The sequence below is a fragment of the Bradyrhizobium sp. HKCCYLRH1034 genome (assembly GCF_051168375.1).
GTDB lineage: Bacteria > Pseudomonadota > Alphaproteobacteria > Rhizobiales > Xanthobacteraceae > Bradyrhizobium.
This window is the reverse complement of record NZ_JBNPUW010000015.1, coordinates 19,987-35,188: the sequence shown is the minus strand read 5'-3', so window position 1 is coordinate 35,188 and position 15,202 is coordinate 19,987. Positions and strand designations below refer to the sequence as shown.

11 protein-coding genes are annotated in these 15,202 nt (G+C 66.0%); 4 read left to right on the top strand and 7 right to left on the bottom strand.

Features of this window, described 5'->3' with window-relative positions; genetic code table 11:
- Nucleotides 1-24: 24 nt before the first annotated feature.
- Nucleotides 25-594 carry a nucleotidyltransferase family protein gene (locus ACQR0W_RS28060; RefSeq protein ID WP_315828024.1) on the top strand — a complete coding sequence of 190 codons (570 nt, stop codon included), beginning with the start codon at nucleotides 25-27 and terminating at the stop codon, nucleotides 592-594.
- A gap of 269 nt (nucleotides 595-863) precedes the next feature.
- Here the strand turns inward: ACQR0W_RS28060 and ACQR0W_RS28055 are convergent, their stop codons facing one another.
- From ACQR0W_RS28055 to ACQR0W_RS28045, 3 genes are all read right to left on the bottom strand, one after another.
- Nucleotides 864-1,514: a PAN domain-containing protein gene (locus ACQR0W_RS28055; protein ID WP_315828023.1), complete on the bottom strand. Its 651-nt coding sequence runs from the start codon at nucleotides 1,512-1,514 to the stop codon at nucleotides 864-866.
- Between the two features lie 250 nt (nucleotides 1,515-1,764).
- Nucleotides 1,765-3,135: a glutamate--cysteine ligase gene (locus tag ACQR0W_RS28050; protein ID WP_316165580.1), complete on the bottom strand. Its 1,371-nt coding sequence runs from the start codon at nucleotides 3,133-3,135 to the stop codon at nucleotides 1,765-1,767.
- Nucleotides 3,136-3,231: 96 nt separating this feature from the next.
- Nucleotides 3,232-3,720 (bottom strand): MarR family winged helix-turn-helix transcriptional regulator, encoded by a 489-nt coding sequence (locus tag ACQR0W_RS28045; protein WP_315717931.1) that lies wholly within the window; start codon nucleotides 3,718-3,720, stop codon nucleotides 3,232-3,234.
- A gap of 146 nt (nucleotides 3,721-3,866) precedes the next feature.
- Between ACQR0W_RS28045 and gstA the strand changes: the two genes are divergently transcribed.
- Complete coding sequence (gstA, locus tag ACQR0W_RS28040) at nucleotides 3,867-4,481, top strand: glutathione transferase GstA (protein ID WP_315717932.1); 615 nt, start codon at nucleotides 3,867-3,869, stop codon at nucleotides 4,479-4,481.
- Nucleotides 4,482-4,669: 188 nt separating this feature from the next.
- Here gstA and ACQR0W_RS28035 read toward each other — a convergent pair whose 3' ends face one another.
- The 4 genes from ACQR0W_RS28035 to ACQR0W_RS28020 all read right to left on the bottom strand — a co-directional run bounded on the left by ACQR0W_RS28035 (nucleotide 4,670) and on the right by ACQR0W_RS28020 (nucleotide 10,663).
- The gene (locus ACQR0W_RS28035; RefSeq protein ID WP_316165581.1) at nucleotides 4,670-6,883 is read right to left on the bottom strand and encodes a 3-hydroxyacyl-CoA dehydrogenase NAD-binding domain-containing protein; all 2,214 of its coding nucleotides are present in this window, start codon (nucleotides 6,881-6,883) and stop codon (nucleotides 4,670-4,672) included.
- Nucleotides 6,884-7,052: 169 nt separating this feature from the next.
- Entirely contained in the window at nucleotides 7,053-8,261 is a 1,209-nt protein-coding gene (locus ACQR0W_RS28030; protein WP_315717934.1) for an acetyl-CoA C-acetyltransferase, read from the bottom strand.
- 83 nt (nucleotides 8,262-8,344) lie between these two features.
- A complete protein-coding gene (locus tag ACQR0W_RS28025) occupies nucleotides 8,345-10,135 on the bottom strand; it encodes an acyl-CoA dehydrogenase C-terminal domain-containing protein (RefSeq protein WP_315717935.1) in 1,791 nt (596 codons plus the stop codon).
- 129 nt (nucleotides 10,136-10,264) lie between these two features.
- The gene (locus ACQR0W_RS28020; protein ID WP_315717936.1) at nucleotides 10,265-10,663 is read right to left on the bottom strand and encodes a nuclear transport factor 2 family protein; all 399 of its coding nucleotides are present in this window, start codon (nucleotides 10,661-10,663) and stop codon (nucleotides 10,265-10,267) included.
- A 137-nt stretch (nucleotides 10,664-10,800) separates the two neighbouring features.
- On the opposite strand from ACQR0W_RS28020, the gene ACQR0W_RS28015 reads away from it, so the two are divergent.
- Nucleotides 10,801-11,388 carry a PadR family transcriptional regulator gene (locus ACQR0W_RS28015; protein WP_315717938.1) on the top strand — a complete coding sequence of 196 codons (588 nt, stop codon included), beginning with the start codon at nucleotides 10,801-10,803 and terminating at the stop codon, nucleotides 11,386-11,388.
- 188 nt (nucleotides 11,389-11,576) lie between these two features.
- The gene (locus ACQR0W_RS28010; protein ID WP_316187195.1) at nucleotides 11,577-15,098 is read left to right on the top strand and encodes a hypothetical protein; all 3,522 of its coding nucleotides are present in this window, start codon (nucleotides 11,577-11,579) and stop codon (nucleotides 15,096-15,098) included.
- The last annotated feature ends 104 nt before the right edge of the window (nucleotides 15,099-15,202 follow it).

Sequence of the window (15,202 nt, the reverse complement as noted above, 5' to 3'; positions counted from 1 at the left end):
CATGTTCTGATGCCTTCGACCATCATGACCAAGGACGATTTCATCGCAGCCGCGCTGCGCAACCCCGTCAACACCGCGATCATGCACGTGCTGCGTGAAACGGCCGTGCCCGATGCCTGGGTCGTCGCCGGCTGCCTGACTCAGAGCGTCTGGAACTTGCGGACCGGCCGTCCGGTCGATCACGGCATCAACGACTACGACATCTTCTATTTCGATCCGGATACGTCGTGGGATGCTGAGGACGCCGTCATCCGGCGCATCGCATCCTACCTCCATGACATCGAAGCCAAGGTGGAGGTGCGCAACCAGGCCCGCGTCCATCTCTGGTATCCGACCAAGCACGGCCGGCCCTACCCTGCCGTGACACGCTCCACCGACGGCATCGATCGCTTCCTCACCGTGAACACGCAGGTCGGCCTTCGCCCGACTGTTGCCGGCTACGAGCTCTATGCCCCCAAGGGCCTCGACGACATCGCGCAGATGATCGTGCGTCCGAACTATACGGCCAATTTCTCGGTGACGAACTACGCGGCCAAGGCGACGCGCTGGAAGACGCTGTGGCCGGAGATCACAGTGATAGCCGCAGCGGATTGAGCGCGACCAGACAGGATCGGGAGCCCCCTCTCTCATCCGTCATTCCGGGGCGCGCGCAGCGCGAGCCCGGAATCCATAACCACCATCGTGATTATGGATTCCGGGCCCGTGCCGCTGCGCGTCACGTCCCGGAATGACGACTGAGTTTGGCGCGCTACCGGTGCACGATGCTTCTTCGACATCGCATCTTCAGTTGGCATCATTGCGAGAGCTCGCAATAACGGTGGCTCTGACGATCGACAAGAAGGAGCGAGACTCATCGCCCCGCGCTATCGCACGACGCCCGACGTAAAGCCCGCCCGCCGGCGCGGCGGCTTGATTTCCTTCTTCAGAAAGCAATGCGCTTCCTTGCCGGCGTAGCCGGGCCGCGCAAAGGTCCAGGCGCGGCATTTGTTGTCGCCGGTGCAGGCGGCCTTGCAGATGTCCTCGGCGTCGGCGGCCTTCTCTTCCTTCTTGTCCGCGGCCTTGTCGCTGCCCTTGTCAGCGGCCTTCTCGGCCTTCTCGCCGCCCTTCAGATCGGTGGTCTTGATGTCGAAGCTGCGGTAGTCGCCGCCGGGACGGTCGATCGACGTCTCGACCGCATCATTGCGGATCTCGACGACGCCCGCGCCGCGCACGCCGGAAACGCAGCAATTGTCCGGCACGCGCGCCGGCACGCTGTTCTTCAGCCAGCACACCGCGCCCGCTTCCATCACGGTCGGATAGTTGAAGCTCCAGGCGCGGCAGCGCCGGTCGTGCTCGCACAACAGCGCGCAATCGGCCGGGTCGCCGGAGGCGATCGGCGCGCTCATGTAGTCGCCGCCGGGACGATCGGAATAGGTCTGGGCTGAAGCCGGCGTCAGGCACGCAGCCGCGAACAGGCACGCCAGTACCCTCAGCCATGCCCCGATGAAGCGCCCCACGCGCCGCCGCTGAACCATCCGACCCATTGTTAATGTTCGAGTTTTCTTACGAGTTTTTAGGCAGTCATTTGATCGCCACGAACCTGTATGGCGGATGAACGGCCCGGACCGGTGGGAGCTGCGGAAGGCAAAGCAGCGGCGCCCAGGCGCTGAATCGAACCTGGGACACAAATCGCAACAAAAAACAGCGGACCCGAGCCGCCAACCGCCTCAACGCGGAACAGGCGACGCAGCGAACCTGCGATGGCTGCAGGCTCGGCCGTTCCGATCAGAACGCATATTCGTCGTAGGCCGGCTCGACCGAACCGCCCCACGGGCCATCGAACTTCTCCAGCATCTCCTCGGCCGGCGAGCGGCCGCAATCGATGATCTGATCGAGCGGCTCGAGAAAGCGGCTCTCGTCGCGGCCGAGATGGTCGATGCGACTGCGCCGGCGCAGGCCGAGATGCGCCAGGGTCAGGCATTCCTTGGCGATCTCGAACACGTAGCGATTGCGAACACGCGCCTTGAAGCCGAGGCGCGGCACGTCGTCGCGCAGGTTCTGGCGCTCGAACGCGGACCAGGTCTTGACCAGGTCCCAGGCCGCGTCGAGGCTGACGTCGTCGTAGAGCAGGCCGACCCAGAACGCCGGCAGCGCCGGCAGCCGGCCCCATGGCACACCGTCGGCACCGCGCATTTCCAGGTAGCGCTTCAGGCGCACCTCCGGGAAGATCGTCGAGAGGTGATTGGCCCAGTCCGACAGCGTCGGACGCTCGCCCGGCATCGCCGGGTTCTTGCCTGCGAAGAAGTCGCGGAACGAGGTGCCGGAGACGTCGATATAGGTCTCCTCGCGTTTCACGAAATACATGGGAACATCGAGCGCGTAGTCCACCCAGCGCTCGAAACCCATGCCATCCTCGAACGCCCACGGGATCATGCCCGAGCGCTGATTGTCCGTGTCGCGCCAGATCTCGGAGCGGAACGACAGGAAGCCGTTCGGCTTGCCTTCGGTGAACGGCGAATTGGCGAACAGTGCGGTCGCGATCGGCTGCAGCGCCACCGAGACCCTGAGCTTCTTGACCATGTCGGCTTCGGAAGAGAAGTCGAGATTGGTCTGCACGGTGCAGGTCCGGTACATCATGTCGAGGCCATAGCGGCCGACCTTCGGCATGTAGCTGGTCATGATCTTGTAGCGGCCCTTGGGCATCAGGGGAATTTCGGCGCGCGACCAGGACGGCGTCATGCCCAGGCCGAGAAAGCCGATGCCGAGCGGAGTCGCGATCTCGCGGACCTGCGCCAGATGCGCCATCAGTTCCGCATGCGTCTGGTGCACGGTCTCGACCGGCGCGCCGGACAGCTCGAACTGGCCGCCCGGCTCCAGCGAGATGGCGCCGCCGCCGGTCACGTCATAGAGCCCGATGATGTTGCCGCGCTCCATGATCGGCTCCCAGCCGAGCAGAAGCTTCATGCCTTCGAGCAGCGCGCCGATGCCGCGCGCGCCCTCGTAGGGCACGGGGCGATGACCGTCGAGCGTGAACGGCGTCTTCTCGTGCTCGGTCCCGATGCGGAAGGCGGACGGCGGCTTCACGCCGGCCGCGAGCCACGCCACCAGTTCGTCGCGCGACTGCAGCGGGGTCATATCGATCTGGTCACGCGCCATGGGAGTCTCGGTTCAGAAGCGCTTCGAGGGTCGCGCGTGGTGACAGGAAGGGCCGCGGACCCCAGGGGGCCGCGGATGTGAATGGGAACGGATGCTTCATCGGGTCGCCGCGCCCTCTCCGGCCGCCAACGGAGCGGCCTGACCACAGGAGCAGCCAAGGCGATCCAGCAGCATGCAAAGCTTGGCAGCGTCGGTATCCGACAACTTGGAGCCGACATGCTTCTCGATCGCGGCGGAATAGGCCGACCACATCCGCTTCTGCAGTTCGCGTCCGGCCTCGGTGATCTCGACGAACTGGCCGCGCTTGTCCATCTTGCATTCGCGCCGGACGACCAGACCTTCGTCGACCAGCCGGTCGATCAGCCGCGAGGTGGAATATTGCGGGATCAGCATCTGCCGCTCCAGCTCGACCGGGCGCAGCTCGCCCGCGGGCGCTCGGGACAGCTCCAACAGCGCATCATACCAGGCGAGCGGCGGAAAACCGGCCTTCTTCAGCTCCTGCTCGACGCAGTCCAACACCCGGCTCTGGACCCGCATCAGGCGGATCCAGGCGGCGGTCGCCTCGGTCGATGGTTTGCGTTTCATGGGCCGGCTCGTATCCTCGGATGCACAGTCTAGCGCATTCGATGCAGCTGCATCAATCTTGACTATTCCATGCATCTGCATGTAAGGGCGGGTGCGACCGCTCGATAGGTTCCAAGGACAAAACGGTCTCACGGAGGGAATACAAGATGAAGCTTTATTATTCACCCGGCGCCTGCTCGCTCTCGCCCCATATCGCCCTGCTCGAAGCCGGCCTGCCCTACGACCTGGTCAAGGTCGATCTGCGCGCCAAGACCCTGGAAAATGGTGACGATTACCTGAAGATCAATCCGAAGGGCCAGGTGCCGGCGCTGGGGTTGCCGAGCGGGGAGATCGTGACCGAAGGCCCCGTGATCGTCCAGATGATCGCCGACCAGGCGGCGACCAAGAACCTCGCCCCGGCGCGCGACAGCGGCGAGCGCTACAAGCTGCTGGAGTGGCTGAACTTCATCACCTCCGAGCTGCACAAGAATTTCGGCCCGATGTTCTCACCGGTGCTCGCCGACGACGCCAAGGCGTTCTTCAAGGACCGCGTGATGGGCAAGTTCAAATACATCGACAGCCAGCTCGCCGGCCGCGACTACCTGATGGGCCAGCAATTCACGGTGGCCGACGGCTATTTGTTCACCATCCTGACCTGGGCGGACCGGATGAAGTTCGACCTGTCGGCGATGCCGAATCTCGTGGCCTACAAGAACCGCGTCGCCGCACGGCCGAAAGTGCAGGAGGCGCTGACCAAGGAAGGGCTGATGAAGGCGGGGTGAGCGAGATCTTGAAAGAACTCGCTGTTGCTTCTCGGGCAGTGTGTTCTCTCCCCCCTTGTGGGGGAGAGATAGAGAGGGGGGTAGCCACAAGCGCTGGTGCCTGTGGCTACCCCCCTCCCTAACCCTCCCCCACAAGGGGGGAGGGAATGGACAGCAAGCGCGGCTCGCTTCCGCCTAGCATTCCGGTCTCAAGCCGCCGCCTTCTTCGGCGGGAAGCGGCCGTAGAAGGTTTCGCCCTTGGCGGCCATCTCCTCCAAGAGCTTCGGCGGGGCGAAGCGCGAGCCGTACTTCGCCGTGAACTTGTGGCACAGCTCGACGAACTTCTTCGTCCCCATGAAGTCGATGTAGGACAGCGTGCCGCCGGTGAACGGCGCGAAGCCGAACCCTAAGATCGAGCCGACATCGGCCTCGCGCACGTCGGTGATGACGTGGTCCTCGACGGTGCGCGCGGCTTCCACCGCCTGCACCACCAGGAAGCGCTGCTTCAGCTCCTCGACATCGAGCGTGTCGGGATCGAGATGCTTCGGCTGCAACGACGGCAGCTCCGGCCACAGGCTCTTCTGGCCCTTGCCCTTCTCGGGATAGTCGTAGAAGCCCTTGGCGTTCTTGCGGCCGAAGCGGCCCTGCTTCTCGACCAGCTCGACCATCAGCTTCTTGTGGTCTTGGTTGATCGCGTTGGGGCCGAGATCATGCTCGGTCGCCTTCATGATCTTGAGGCCGAGATCGAGCGCGACTTCGTCCGACAGCGACAGCGGGCCGACCGGCATGCCGGCCATCTTGGCGGCGTTCTCGATCATCGCCGGCGGCACGCCTTCGAGGAACATCTCGTTGCCTTCCGCGATGTAGCGCATCACGCAGCGATTGGCGAAGAAGCCGCGGGAGTCGTTGACCACGATCGGCGTCTTGCCGATGGCGCGGACGTAGTCGAGCGCGGTCGCCAGCGCGACGTCGCCGGTGTTCTTGCCCATGATGATCTCGACCAGCATCATCTTCTCGACCGGCGAGAAGAAGTGGATGCCGATGAAGCGGCCCTGGTCCTTGAACTCCTCGGCCAGCGAGGTGATCGGCAGGGTCGAAGTGTTCGACGCGAAGATCGCGCCGTCCTTCAGATAGGCCTGCGCCTTGGCGTAGGTCTCGGCCTTGACCTTGCGGTCCTCGAACACGGCCTCGATGACGAGATCGCATTCCTTCAGCGCCGCGTAGTCCGCGGTCGCAGTGATGCGGCCCATGATCGCCTCGGCCTCGCCCGGCTTGGCGCGGCCCTTCTTGACCAGGCCGTCGATCACGCTCTGCGCATGCGCCTTGCCCTTGTCGGCGCTCTCCTGATCGCGGTCGATCAGCACGACCTCGAGGCCGCCGCGGGCCGAGACGTAGCCGACGCTGGCGCCCATGAAGCCGGCGCCGATCACGGCGATCTTCTTGATCTTGGTCGCCGGCACGTCCGCCGGGCGGCGCGCACCCTTGTTGAGCTCCTGCATCGACAGGAACAGGCTGCGGATCATCGCCGCCGCTTCCTTCGAGCGCAGGATCTTGGTGAAGTAGCGCGATTCGACGCGCAGCGCGGCATCGATCGGCAGCTGCAGGCCTTCATAGACGCAGCTCATGATCGCGCGCGCGGCCGGGTAGTTGTCGTAGGTCTCGCGGCGATAGATGGCGTTGCCGGCCGGGAACATCATCATGCCGTTCTTCGAGAACACCGGGCCGCCGGGCAGCTTGAAGCCCTTCTCGTCCCACGGTGCGACGGCCTTGCCACCGCCCTTGATCCAATCCTTCGCGGCCTTGATGAGGTCGGCCGCCGGCACGATCGCATCGACCAGCTTCATGGCCTTGGCCTTGTCGAGCGTCAGCGCCTCGCCCTTCAACAGCAGGTTCATCGCGTCCTGCGGCTGCACGATGCGCGGCACGCGCTGGGTGCCGCCGGCGCCCGGGAACAGGCCGACCTTGATCTCGGGCAGGCCGAGCCGGGTCTTCGGGTTCTCGGCCGCGACACGATGGTGGCAGGCCAGGGTCAGCTCGAAGCCGCCGCCGAGCGCGAGGCCATTGATCGCGGCGACCCACGGCTTGCCCGACGTTTCCATCGCCCGGTAGATCTGCGAGAAGCGCCGGCTGTTGTCGAACAGCATCTGGTTGGCGGCTTCCTCGCCCTTGCTCTTCAGCACGTCCAGATAGGTGCGGTTCATGCCTTCCAGCATGGACAGATCGGCGCCGGCGCAGAACGCCTCCTTGGCCGAGGTGATGACGACGCCCTTGATGGCAGCGTCGGCGGTCGTCTCCTTGACGATGGTCTCGAGCTCGATCGCCGAGGTCTCGTCGAGCACGTTCATCGAACGGCCCGGAATGTCCCAGGTGATCAGCGCAATGCCGTCGGCATCGGTTTCGAGTTTGAAGTTCTTGAAGGCCATGTGGTGCTCCCAGATTTGGCAGGGGCGCGTCTGTGCTGCGTCAGCCCCGATGTTTCGTCTCCCCTCCCCCTTGCGGGGAGGGGTCGGGGGTGGGGGTCCTCACGGGCAGTGGAGCGCGTGGCACCCCCCTCCCCGCCCCTCCCCCGCAAGGGGGGGAGGGAGCACACCGTCACACCCGCTCGATGATGGTCGCGGTGCCCATGCCGCCGCCGATACACAACGTCACCAGCGCGGTCGCCTTGCCGGTGCGCTCGAGCTCGTCGAGCACGGTGCCGAGGATCATCGCGCCGGTGGCGCCCAGCGGATGGCCGAGCGCGATCGCGCCGCCATTGACGTTGATCTTGTCCTTGTCGATCTCGAACGCCTGCATGTAGCGCAGCACGACCGAGGCGAACGCCTCGTTGAGCTCGAACAGATCGATGTCGGATTTCTTCATGCCCGAGCGCTCGAACAGCTTCTCGGTAACGTCGACCGGGCCCGTCAGCATCATCGCGGGCTCCGAGCCGATATTGGCGAAGGCGCGGATTTTCGCGCGCGGCTTCATGCCGTACTTCGCGCCTGCCTCCTTGCTGCCGAGCAGCACCGCACCGGCGCCGTCGACGATGCCCGAGGAGTTGCCGGCGTGATGCACGTAGTTGACGCGCTCGATCTCCGGATGCGACTGGATCGCCACCGCATCGAAGCCGCCCATCTGCGCCATCTGCACGAACGACGGCTGCAACTGCGCCAGCGACTGCATGGTCGTCGAGGGGCGCATGTGCTCGTCCTTGGCGAGGATGGTCAGGCCGTTGATGTCCTTGACCGGCACCACCGACTTGTCGAAGCGGCCTTCCTCCCAGGACTTCGCCGCGCGCTGCTGGCTCTGCACCGCATAGGCGTCGACGTCGTCGCGCGAGAAGCCGTATTTGGTCGCGATCAGGTCCGCCGAGACGCCCTGCGGCATGAAGTAGGACGGCACCGCCATCGACGGATCCATCGGCCAGGCGCCGCCGGACGCACCGATGCCGACGCGGCTCATCGATTCCGCACCACCACCGATGACCAGCTCATGCTGGCCGCTCATGATCTGCGCCGCGGCGAAGTTCACGGCGTCGAGGCCGGAGGCGCAGAAGCGGCTGATCTGAATGCCCGGAACGGCATCGCCGAGACCCGCATTCAGCGCGGCGAAGCGCGCGATGTCGGAGCCGGCCTCGCCGACCGGATCGACCACGCCGAGCACGACGTCGTCGACCGCGTCCTCGGGGATGTTGTTGCGGTCCTTCAGCGCCTTCAAAGGCACGGTGGCGAGCGCGAGCGCGGTCACCTCATGCAGGCTGCCGTCGGCCTTGCCGCGGCCGCGGGGAGTCCGTACGTGGTCGTAGATAAAGGCCTCAGGCATCACGCCCTCCTCATCTGGTCAGATTTGTTGTTCGCATTGACGACGGAGCCGGCGCGCGGCGCGCACCGGCTCTCGTCTGATCCTCAGAAGGCTTCCGCCGGCAGTTCCATCACGGTCGCACAACCGGCCTGGAGGCGGGCGAGATGCGCCGCCGTTTCGGGCAGCACGCGCTCCATGAAGAAGCGACCCGTCACCAGCTTGGTGGTGAGATAGGTCGAGCCGTCGCCGGCCGCAATCTTGTCCTGCGCCACCTTCGCCATCTTCGCCCACATGTAGCCGAAGGTGACCAGCGCAAAGAGATGCATGTAGTCGGTCGCGGCGGCGCCGGCATTGTCCGGCTTGGTCATCGCGTTCTGCATCAGCCACGTGGTGGCCTGCTGCAGATGGCCGAGCGCGGTCGACAACGGGGCTACGAACGGCTTCATCGCATCGTTGCCGCCCTGCTCCTTGGCGAACGAGCCGACCTCGTTGAAGAAGGCCATCACGGCGCGGCCGCCGTCGCGCGGCAGCTTGCGGCCGACGAGATCCAGCGCCTGGATGCCGTTGGCGCCTTCGTAGATCATGGCGATGCGCGCATCGCGCACGAACTGCTCCATGCCCCACTCGGCGATGTAGCCGTGGCCGCCATACATCTGCTGCGCCTGGACCGCGTTGGCGAAGCCCATGTCGGTCATGTAGCCCTTCATGACCGGGGTCATCAGGCCCATGTGGTCGTCGGCGGCCTGGCGGTCCTTCGGGTCCTGCGAGCGGTGCGCGACGTCGCTCTTCAGCGAGGTCCACACCACCATGGCGCGCGCGGCCTCGTTGAAGGCGCGGATCGACAGCAGGGTCCGGCGCACGTCGGGATGCACGATGATCGGATCGGCGGCCTTGTCGGGCGCCTTGGGCCCAGTCAGCGAGCGGCCCTGGATGCGCTCGCGCGCATAGGCGACCGCGTTCTGATAGGCCACCTCGGACTGCGCGAGACCCTGCACGGCGACGCCGAGCCGGGCCTCGTTCATCATCACGAACATGCCCTGCATGCCCTTGTTCTCTTCGCCGATCAGCCAGCCGGTGGCGTTGTCGTAGTTCATCACACAGGTCGAATTGCCGTGGATGCCCATCTTGTGCTCGATCGAGCCACAGGTGACGCCGTTGCGCGCACCCACCGTGCCGTCGGGATTGACCATGAACTTGGGCACCACGAACAGCGACACGCCCTTGATGCCGGCCGGCGCGCCCTCGATGCGGGCGAGCACGAGGTGGATGATGTTGGGAGCCAAGTCATGCTCGCCGGCCGAGATGAAGATCTTGGTGCCGGAGATCCTGAAGCTGCCGTCGGCCTGGCGCACCGCCTTGGTGCGGAGCAGGCCAAGGTCGGTGCCGCAATGCGGCTCGGTGAGGTTCATGGTGCCGGTCCACTCGCCGGCGACCATCTTCGGCACGTAGGTCTTCTTCTGCTCCTCGCTGCCATGCACGATGAGCGCGGCGGTGGCGCCCATGGTGAGGCCGCCATACATCGAGAACGCCATGTTGGCGGAGCACTGGAATTCGTTGACGGTCTGGCTGAGCGTCACCGGCAGGCCCTGCCCGCCATATTCGGTTGGCGCCGACAGGCCGAGCCAGCCGCCCTCGACGATCTGCTTGTAGGCGTCCTTGAAGCCTTTCGGCGTGGTCACGCTGCCGTCGTCATGGCGCTTGCAGCCTTCGAGATCACCCACGCGATTCAGCGGATGCAGCACCTCTTCGGCGAGCTTGGCGGCTTCGCCGAGGATCGCCTCGCGGACATCCGCCGAGGCATCGGAGAATCCCGGCAGATTGTCGTAGCGGTCGATCTGGAACACGTCGTTGAGCAGGAAGGTGACATCTTCCACGGGGGCTTTGTAGATCGGCATTGGCGTCTCCGGCAGGAAGGCTGAAGTTTCAGACGGGGAATTCCACGGACGCGGCAGGCAATGCAGGCCGCGGACTGTAGCGATTTCTCAAGGCTTGCGGCAGCCGTTAGTTTGCGACTGTCGGTCGCGTCACGACGGCTTGCTCATGGCGGCGAGCTGTTCGCCCATCAGGCGGTGCAGCAAATTGATCGCCTTGAGCGGGCGCACCATGACCTTGAAATGTGTGATCAGACCGGCGTCGTCGAAGCTGATGATATCGACGCCGTTGAGCTTGATCCCTTCGATCTCGTTCTCGAATTCGAGCACGGCGCCCGTGGCGTTACGCCACTCCCCGACATACTTGAATCCGGGACCGCCTAAGACTTTCTCAGCACTCGCGAGATATTTGAAGGTAATGTCGCGGCCGCGTTGCGGCGTGTGCACGACGGGACTTTCGAACACGGCGTCGGGATGCAGCAGCTCCCGCAAAGCGCCGAGATCGTGAGACCTCATGTAGCCGTACCATCCATCGAGGCCGGTCATTGTCATTGGGCGTCTCCTCGGGGCGGAACAGGCCAGCACCACAACCACCCCATATGCACATTGACGCATATGCGCCAGTGTGCATAATGTCAAGCGTGGAGCGGGGCAGAACACGATCAGAAAAACGGGAGCAGTTTCCGGCCATGGCCCTCGGCGACGCCATCCTCGCCTGCCTCACCGAACATCCGATGACGGGCTACGAGCTCGCCAAGACGTTCGACTCCTCGATCGGCTTCTTCTGGAAGACGGACCACCAGCAGATCTACCGCGAGCTGTCGCGGCTGCGCGACCGCGGCTACATCCAGGGGCGCGAGGTGGTGCAGACCGGCAAGCCCAACAAGCTGGTCTACACATTGACCGCGGAGGGCCGCGCGGCGTTTCGCAGCTGGGCGGCGCGGCCGAGCACGCCGGCCTCGACGAAGGACGATCTTCTCGTCCGGCTCTATGCACTGGGCGCCGCCGACATCGGGCCGATCCGGGCCGACCTGATGGCGCGGCTCGAGCATCATCGCGACCGCGCCGAGCGCTACGATCGCATCCTCAAGAAGCATTATGCGGACGGCAACGTGGCCCCGGCCGATATGGGCAAGCTCCTCAACCTGCGTCTCGGCTTGCGCCACGAACGCATGGTGGCGGAATGGTGCGAGGAAGCGATCACCGCGCTGTCGACGATATCCGGCGCGAGCAGCGTGCGGCCGCTCGACCCATCGTCACGTGAAAATGCCGGCTGATACCCGCCGTTTGATAGGGCAAAACTTCTGGCCGCGCCGGCGGTAAACTTAACGCGTTATTTACCGTAAAAGTCAAAAGTCGGGACCTGGAGCAGACGATCTGCGCGGACCCGTTCATGTTCATGTCCGGGACGCGTGGGGAGGCTGGAGGCGCTTGGTGGAGCGCTGGAAGCGGAACCGGACGAGACATGAATTCGCGCGTACCGTGGAGTAATGAAGGCATCGACCCGTCCGTCCGCGAGAGGGCCGAGGCCGCGGCGCAACGCGCCGGAATGACGCTGAACGACTGGATCAACTCCACGCTCGGCGCATCGACCCCGCCCGATTTCCGCGGCAGCCCCGCGCCACGCAGCACGCCGACCGTCAGCCGCGATGCCCGCGAGGTGACCGACATCCATCAGCGGCTCGACTCCATCGCACGGCAGATCGAGCAAATGTCGCGCCCCGTCGCGCGCAAGGATGGGCCACGCGACGAGCAGGGCGTCGCGCGTCAGCTGAACGACGCGATCTCGCGGCTCGACGCCCGCCTGTCACAGATCTCGACGCCGCTGCGCAAGCCGGACACCGAGGACCGCTATCGTGGTCCTGACGGCGTCGAGCGCGCCGCTGCGCAGCTCTACCGGCCCGCCCAGCCGCTCAGCGCGGGTTCGTTCGACGTGGCCGTGGCCGAGATCAGCGCCCGCCAGAGCGAGCTCGACAATGCGCGCCCGCTGCCGCCGCACCAGGCACCGCCGACCGCGCCTGCCATGGCATCCGCAGCAGCGCCGCTGATGACACCGATCAGCGCGCCGCTGACGCCGCCGCAACCGGCAGCCCCCACTCCCGATTTCTCGCTGCTCGAACGCCATCTGCTGAAGATCACGAGCCAGATCGAGGCGCTGCATCGCCCCGACGACGGCATCGAGCAGTCGATCGCCGGCTTCCGCAACGAGCTCTCCGAGATTCGTCACGCCATCACCGAGGCGATGCCGCGCCGGGCGATCGAATCGATCGAGAACGAGATTCGCTCGCTGTCGCGCCGTATCGACGAGAACCGCAACACCGGCGTCGACGGCCACGCACTGGCCGGGATCGAGCGCGCGCTGACCGACATCCGCGAGGTCGTCGGCTCGCTGAAGCCTGCCGAGCAGCTCGCCGTCTATGACGAGGCGATCCGCAATCTCGGCGCCAAGCTCGACCTGATCCTACGCGCCAATGACGACCCTGGCACCGTGCAGCAGCTCGAAAGCGCCATCGCGGCGCTGCGTGCGATCGTCGCCAATGTCGCCTCAAACGACGCGCTGGAACGACTGTCGGACGATCTCCGCCAGCTGTCGTCGAAGGTCGACCAGGTCACACAGGCGCGCGACAATCACGACTCGTTCCACGAGTCGTTTGCGGCGCTCGAACAGCGCATTGCCGCGCTGACCTCGACCCTGGAAAGCCGCGAGCCGCCGGCGGCCGCGCCCGACCACACTGCCCAGATCGAGGACGCGCTGCGCGGCCTGTCCGACCGCATCGACCGCCTGCAGGTCGGCAACGACGGCTCATCGGCGATCACCCATCTCGAACAGCGGATCAGCTATCTGCTGGAGCGGCTCGAGGCCGCCAACGACCCGCGCGGCGGCAACATGACCCGCGTCGAGGACGGCCTGCAGGACATCCTGCGCTATCTCGAACGGCAGCAGGCGACCTTCGCAGCGCTGGCGGAGAGCCGGTCGCAGCGCGAAACGTCGCAGGACGGCGGCCTGATCGACATGGTCAAGCGCGAGCTGTCCGACATCCGCTTCAGCCAGACCGAGACCGACCGCAACACCCAGGACTCGCTCGAGGCCGTCCACAACACGCTGGGGCACGTCGTCGACCGCCTCGCCATGATCGAAGGCGACCTGCGCAATGTGCGCGCCACCGCGAGCCCGCCGGCCGCGCTGCCGCCGCTGGCACCGCCAATCGAGTCGCCGATGCCGGCCGCACGCGCGCCGGCGCCCCAGGCCTTTGCCGAGCCGGCCAGGCCAGAGCCCGCCTACCGGCCTGAGCTGCCCAATCCGGCGGCCGAGCAGCCAGCGGGACAGATTGTCGCTCCGGCCGCGGGTCAACAGGCGTTCGCGGCCGCCTCGCGCGACTTCCACGCCGCGCAGGCGCCGGCGGCCGCCATGCCGCCGCCGATTCCGCCGAAGGCGATCGCCGACATCCTCGAGCCGCACACAGCACAGGCGCCCCGCCCGACCGTCATCGTCCCCGAGCTGCCGCCGGATCATCCGCTCGAACCCGGCACCCGTCCGCCTGGCCGGACCGCATCGCCCGCCGAGCGGATCGCCGCGTCCGAGGATGCGCTGAGCGAGCTTCCCGCCGGCAAGCGGGAGCCGGTGTCGACGTCGAGCTTCATCGCGGCTGCGCGCCGCGCGGCGCAGGCCGCGGCGGCTGCACAGCCCGTGGACGCCAAGAAGGCGAAGAAGGACAAGCCGAAGGAGAAGGCCAAGGAACCGCCGAAAGACCTCCCCAAGGACGTCGCCAGCGACGCTGTCAAGCCCAAGGCCAAACCCAAGGACAAGCCGACGTTCGCTCTCACCGCCGAGGGTGACGAGGAAGTCTCGACCATTGGGTCGAAGATCCGCTCGCTCCTGGTCGGGGCCAGCGTCGTCGTGATCGTGCTCGGCACTTTCAAATTCGCGATGTCGCTGCTCGACAGCGGCAGCACGCCGCCACCGATCTCGCCGATGGAAACCCAGGGCGAGGCGCCGCGCGCGCAGATGCCGTCGGCCTCGCCGAGCCTGTCGCCGCGGCCGACGACGCCCGACCAGAGCGTGCCGTCGTTGACGTCGCCGACGCCGATCGACCGTCAGTCCTACAATCGGGCCATGCCGAGCGAAGCGGAGACGATCGCAATGCTCGCGATCCCGCAGGACGTCGAAAAGCCAGCCACATTACCTGCTGCCGTCCCCACTGATATCACCGGCACGATCCCAACCGCTGCCAACGGCCAGAAGCTCGGCTTGGTGCAAGTGCCCGCCTCCGAGAAGCTGCCCGATGCCATCGGCGGACTGGCGCTGCGCAATGCCGCCCTGAAGGGTGATCCGACCGCCGCCTACGAAGTCGGCGTGCGCTTTGCCGAGGGCAAGGGCGTCGCGGCGAACTATGAGGAAGCCGCGAAGTGGTATGACCGCGCCGCGCAGGCGGGGCTGATCCCGGCGGTCTTCCGTCTCGGCACCTTCTACGAGAAGGGTCTCGGCGTGAAGAAGGACGCCGACATCGCCCGCCGCTACTACGTGGTCGCCGCCGAGCGCGGCAACGCCAAGGCGATGCACAATCTCGCCGTGCTGGACGCCGACGGCGGCGGCAAGGGCGCGAACTACAAGAGCGCCTCGCAATGGTTCCGCAAGGCCGCCGAGCGCGGCGTCGCCGATAGCCAGTTCAACCTCGGCATCCTCTATGCCCGTGGCATCGGCGTCGAACAGAACCTCGCCGAATCCTACAAATGGTTCACCCTGGCCGCAGCGCAGGGTGACGTCGACGCGGGGCGCAAGCGCGACGATGTCGCCAAGCGGCTCGATGTCCAGTCGCTCGCCGCGGCCAAGCTCGCGATCCAGACCTTCACGGTCGAACCGCAGCCCGACGACGCCGTGAACGTGCCGGCGCCCGTCGGCGGCTGGGATGGCACGCAGGCGATCGCCAAGGCAGCCGCGGCCAAGGCGGCGCTGGCGAAGCGCGCGGCTGCGACGGCGCCGCGCTGACACGGGCATAGCGCCCCTCTTTCGACATGGACGAGCGTCCGCGCACAGCCTGAAAAATCCTCCCGGCTTGCGATCGCGCCGCCATAGTGTCGCGCGGTCGATCG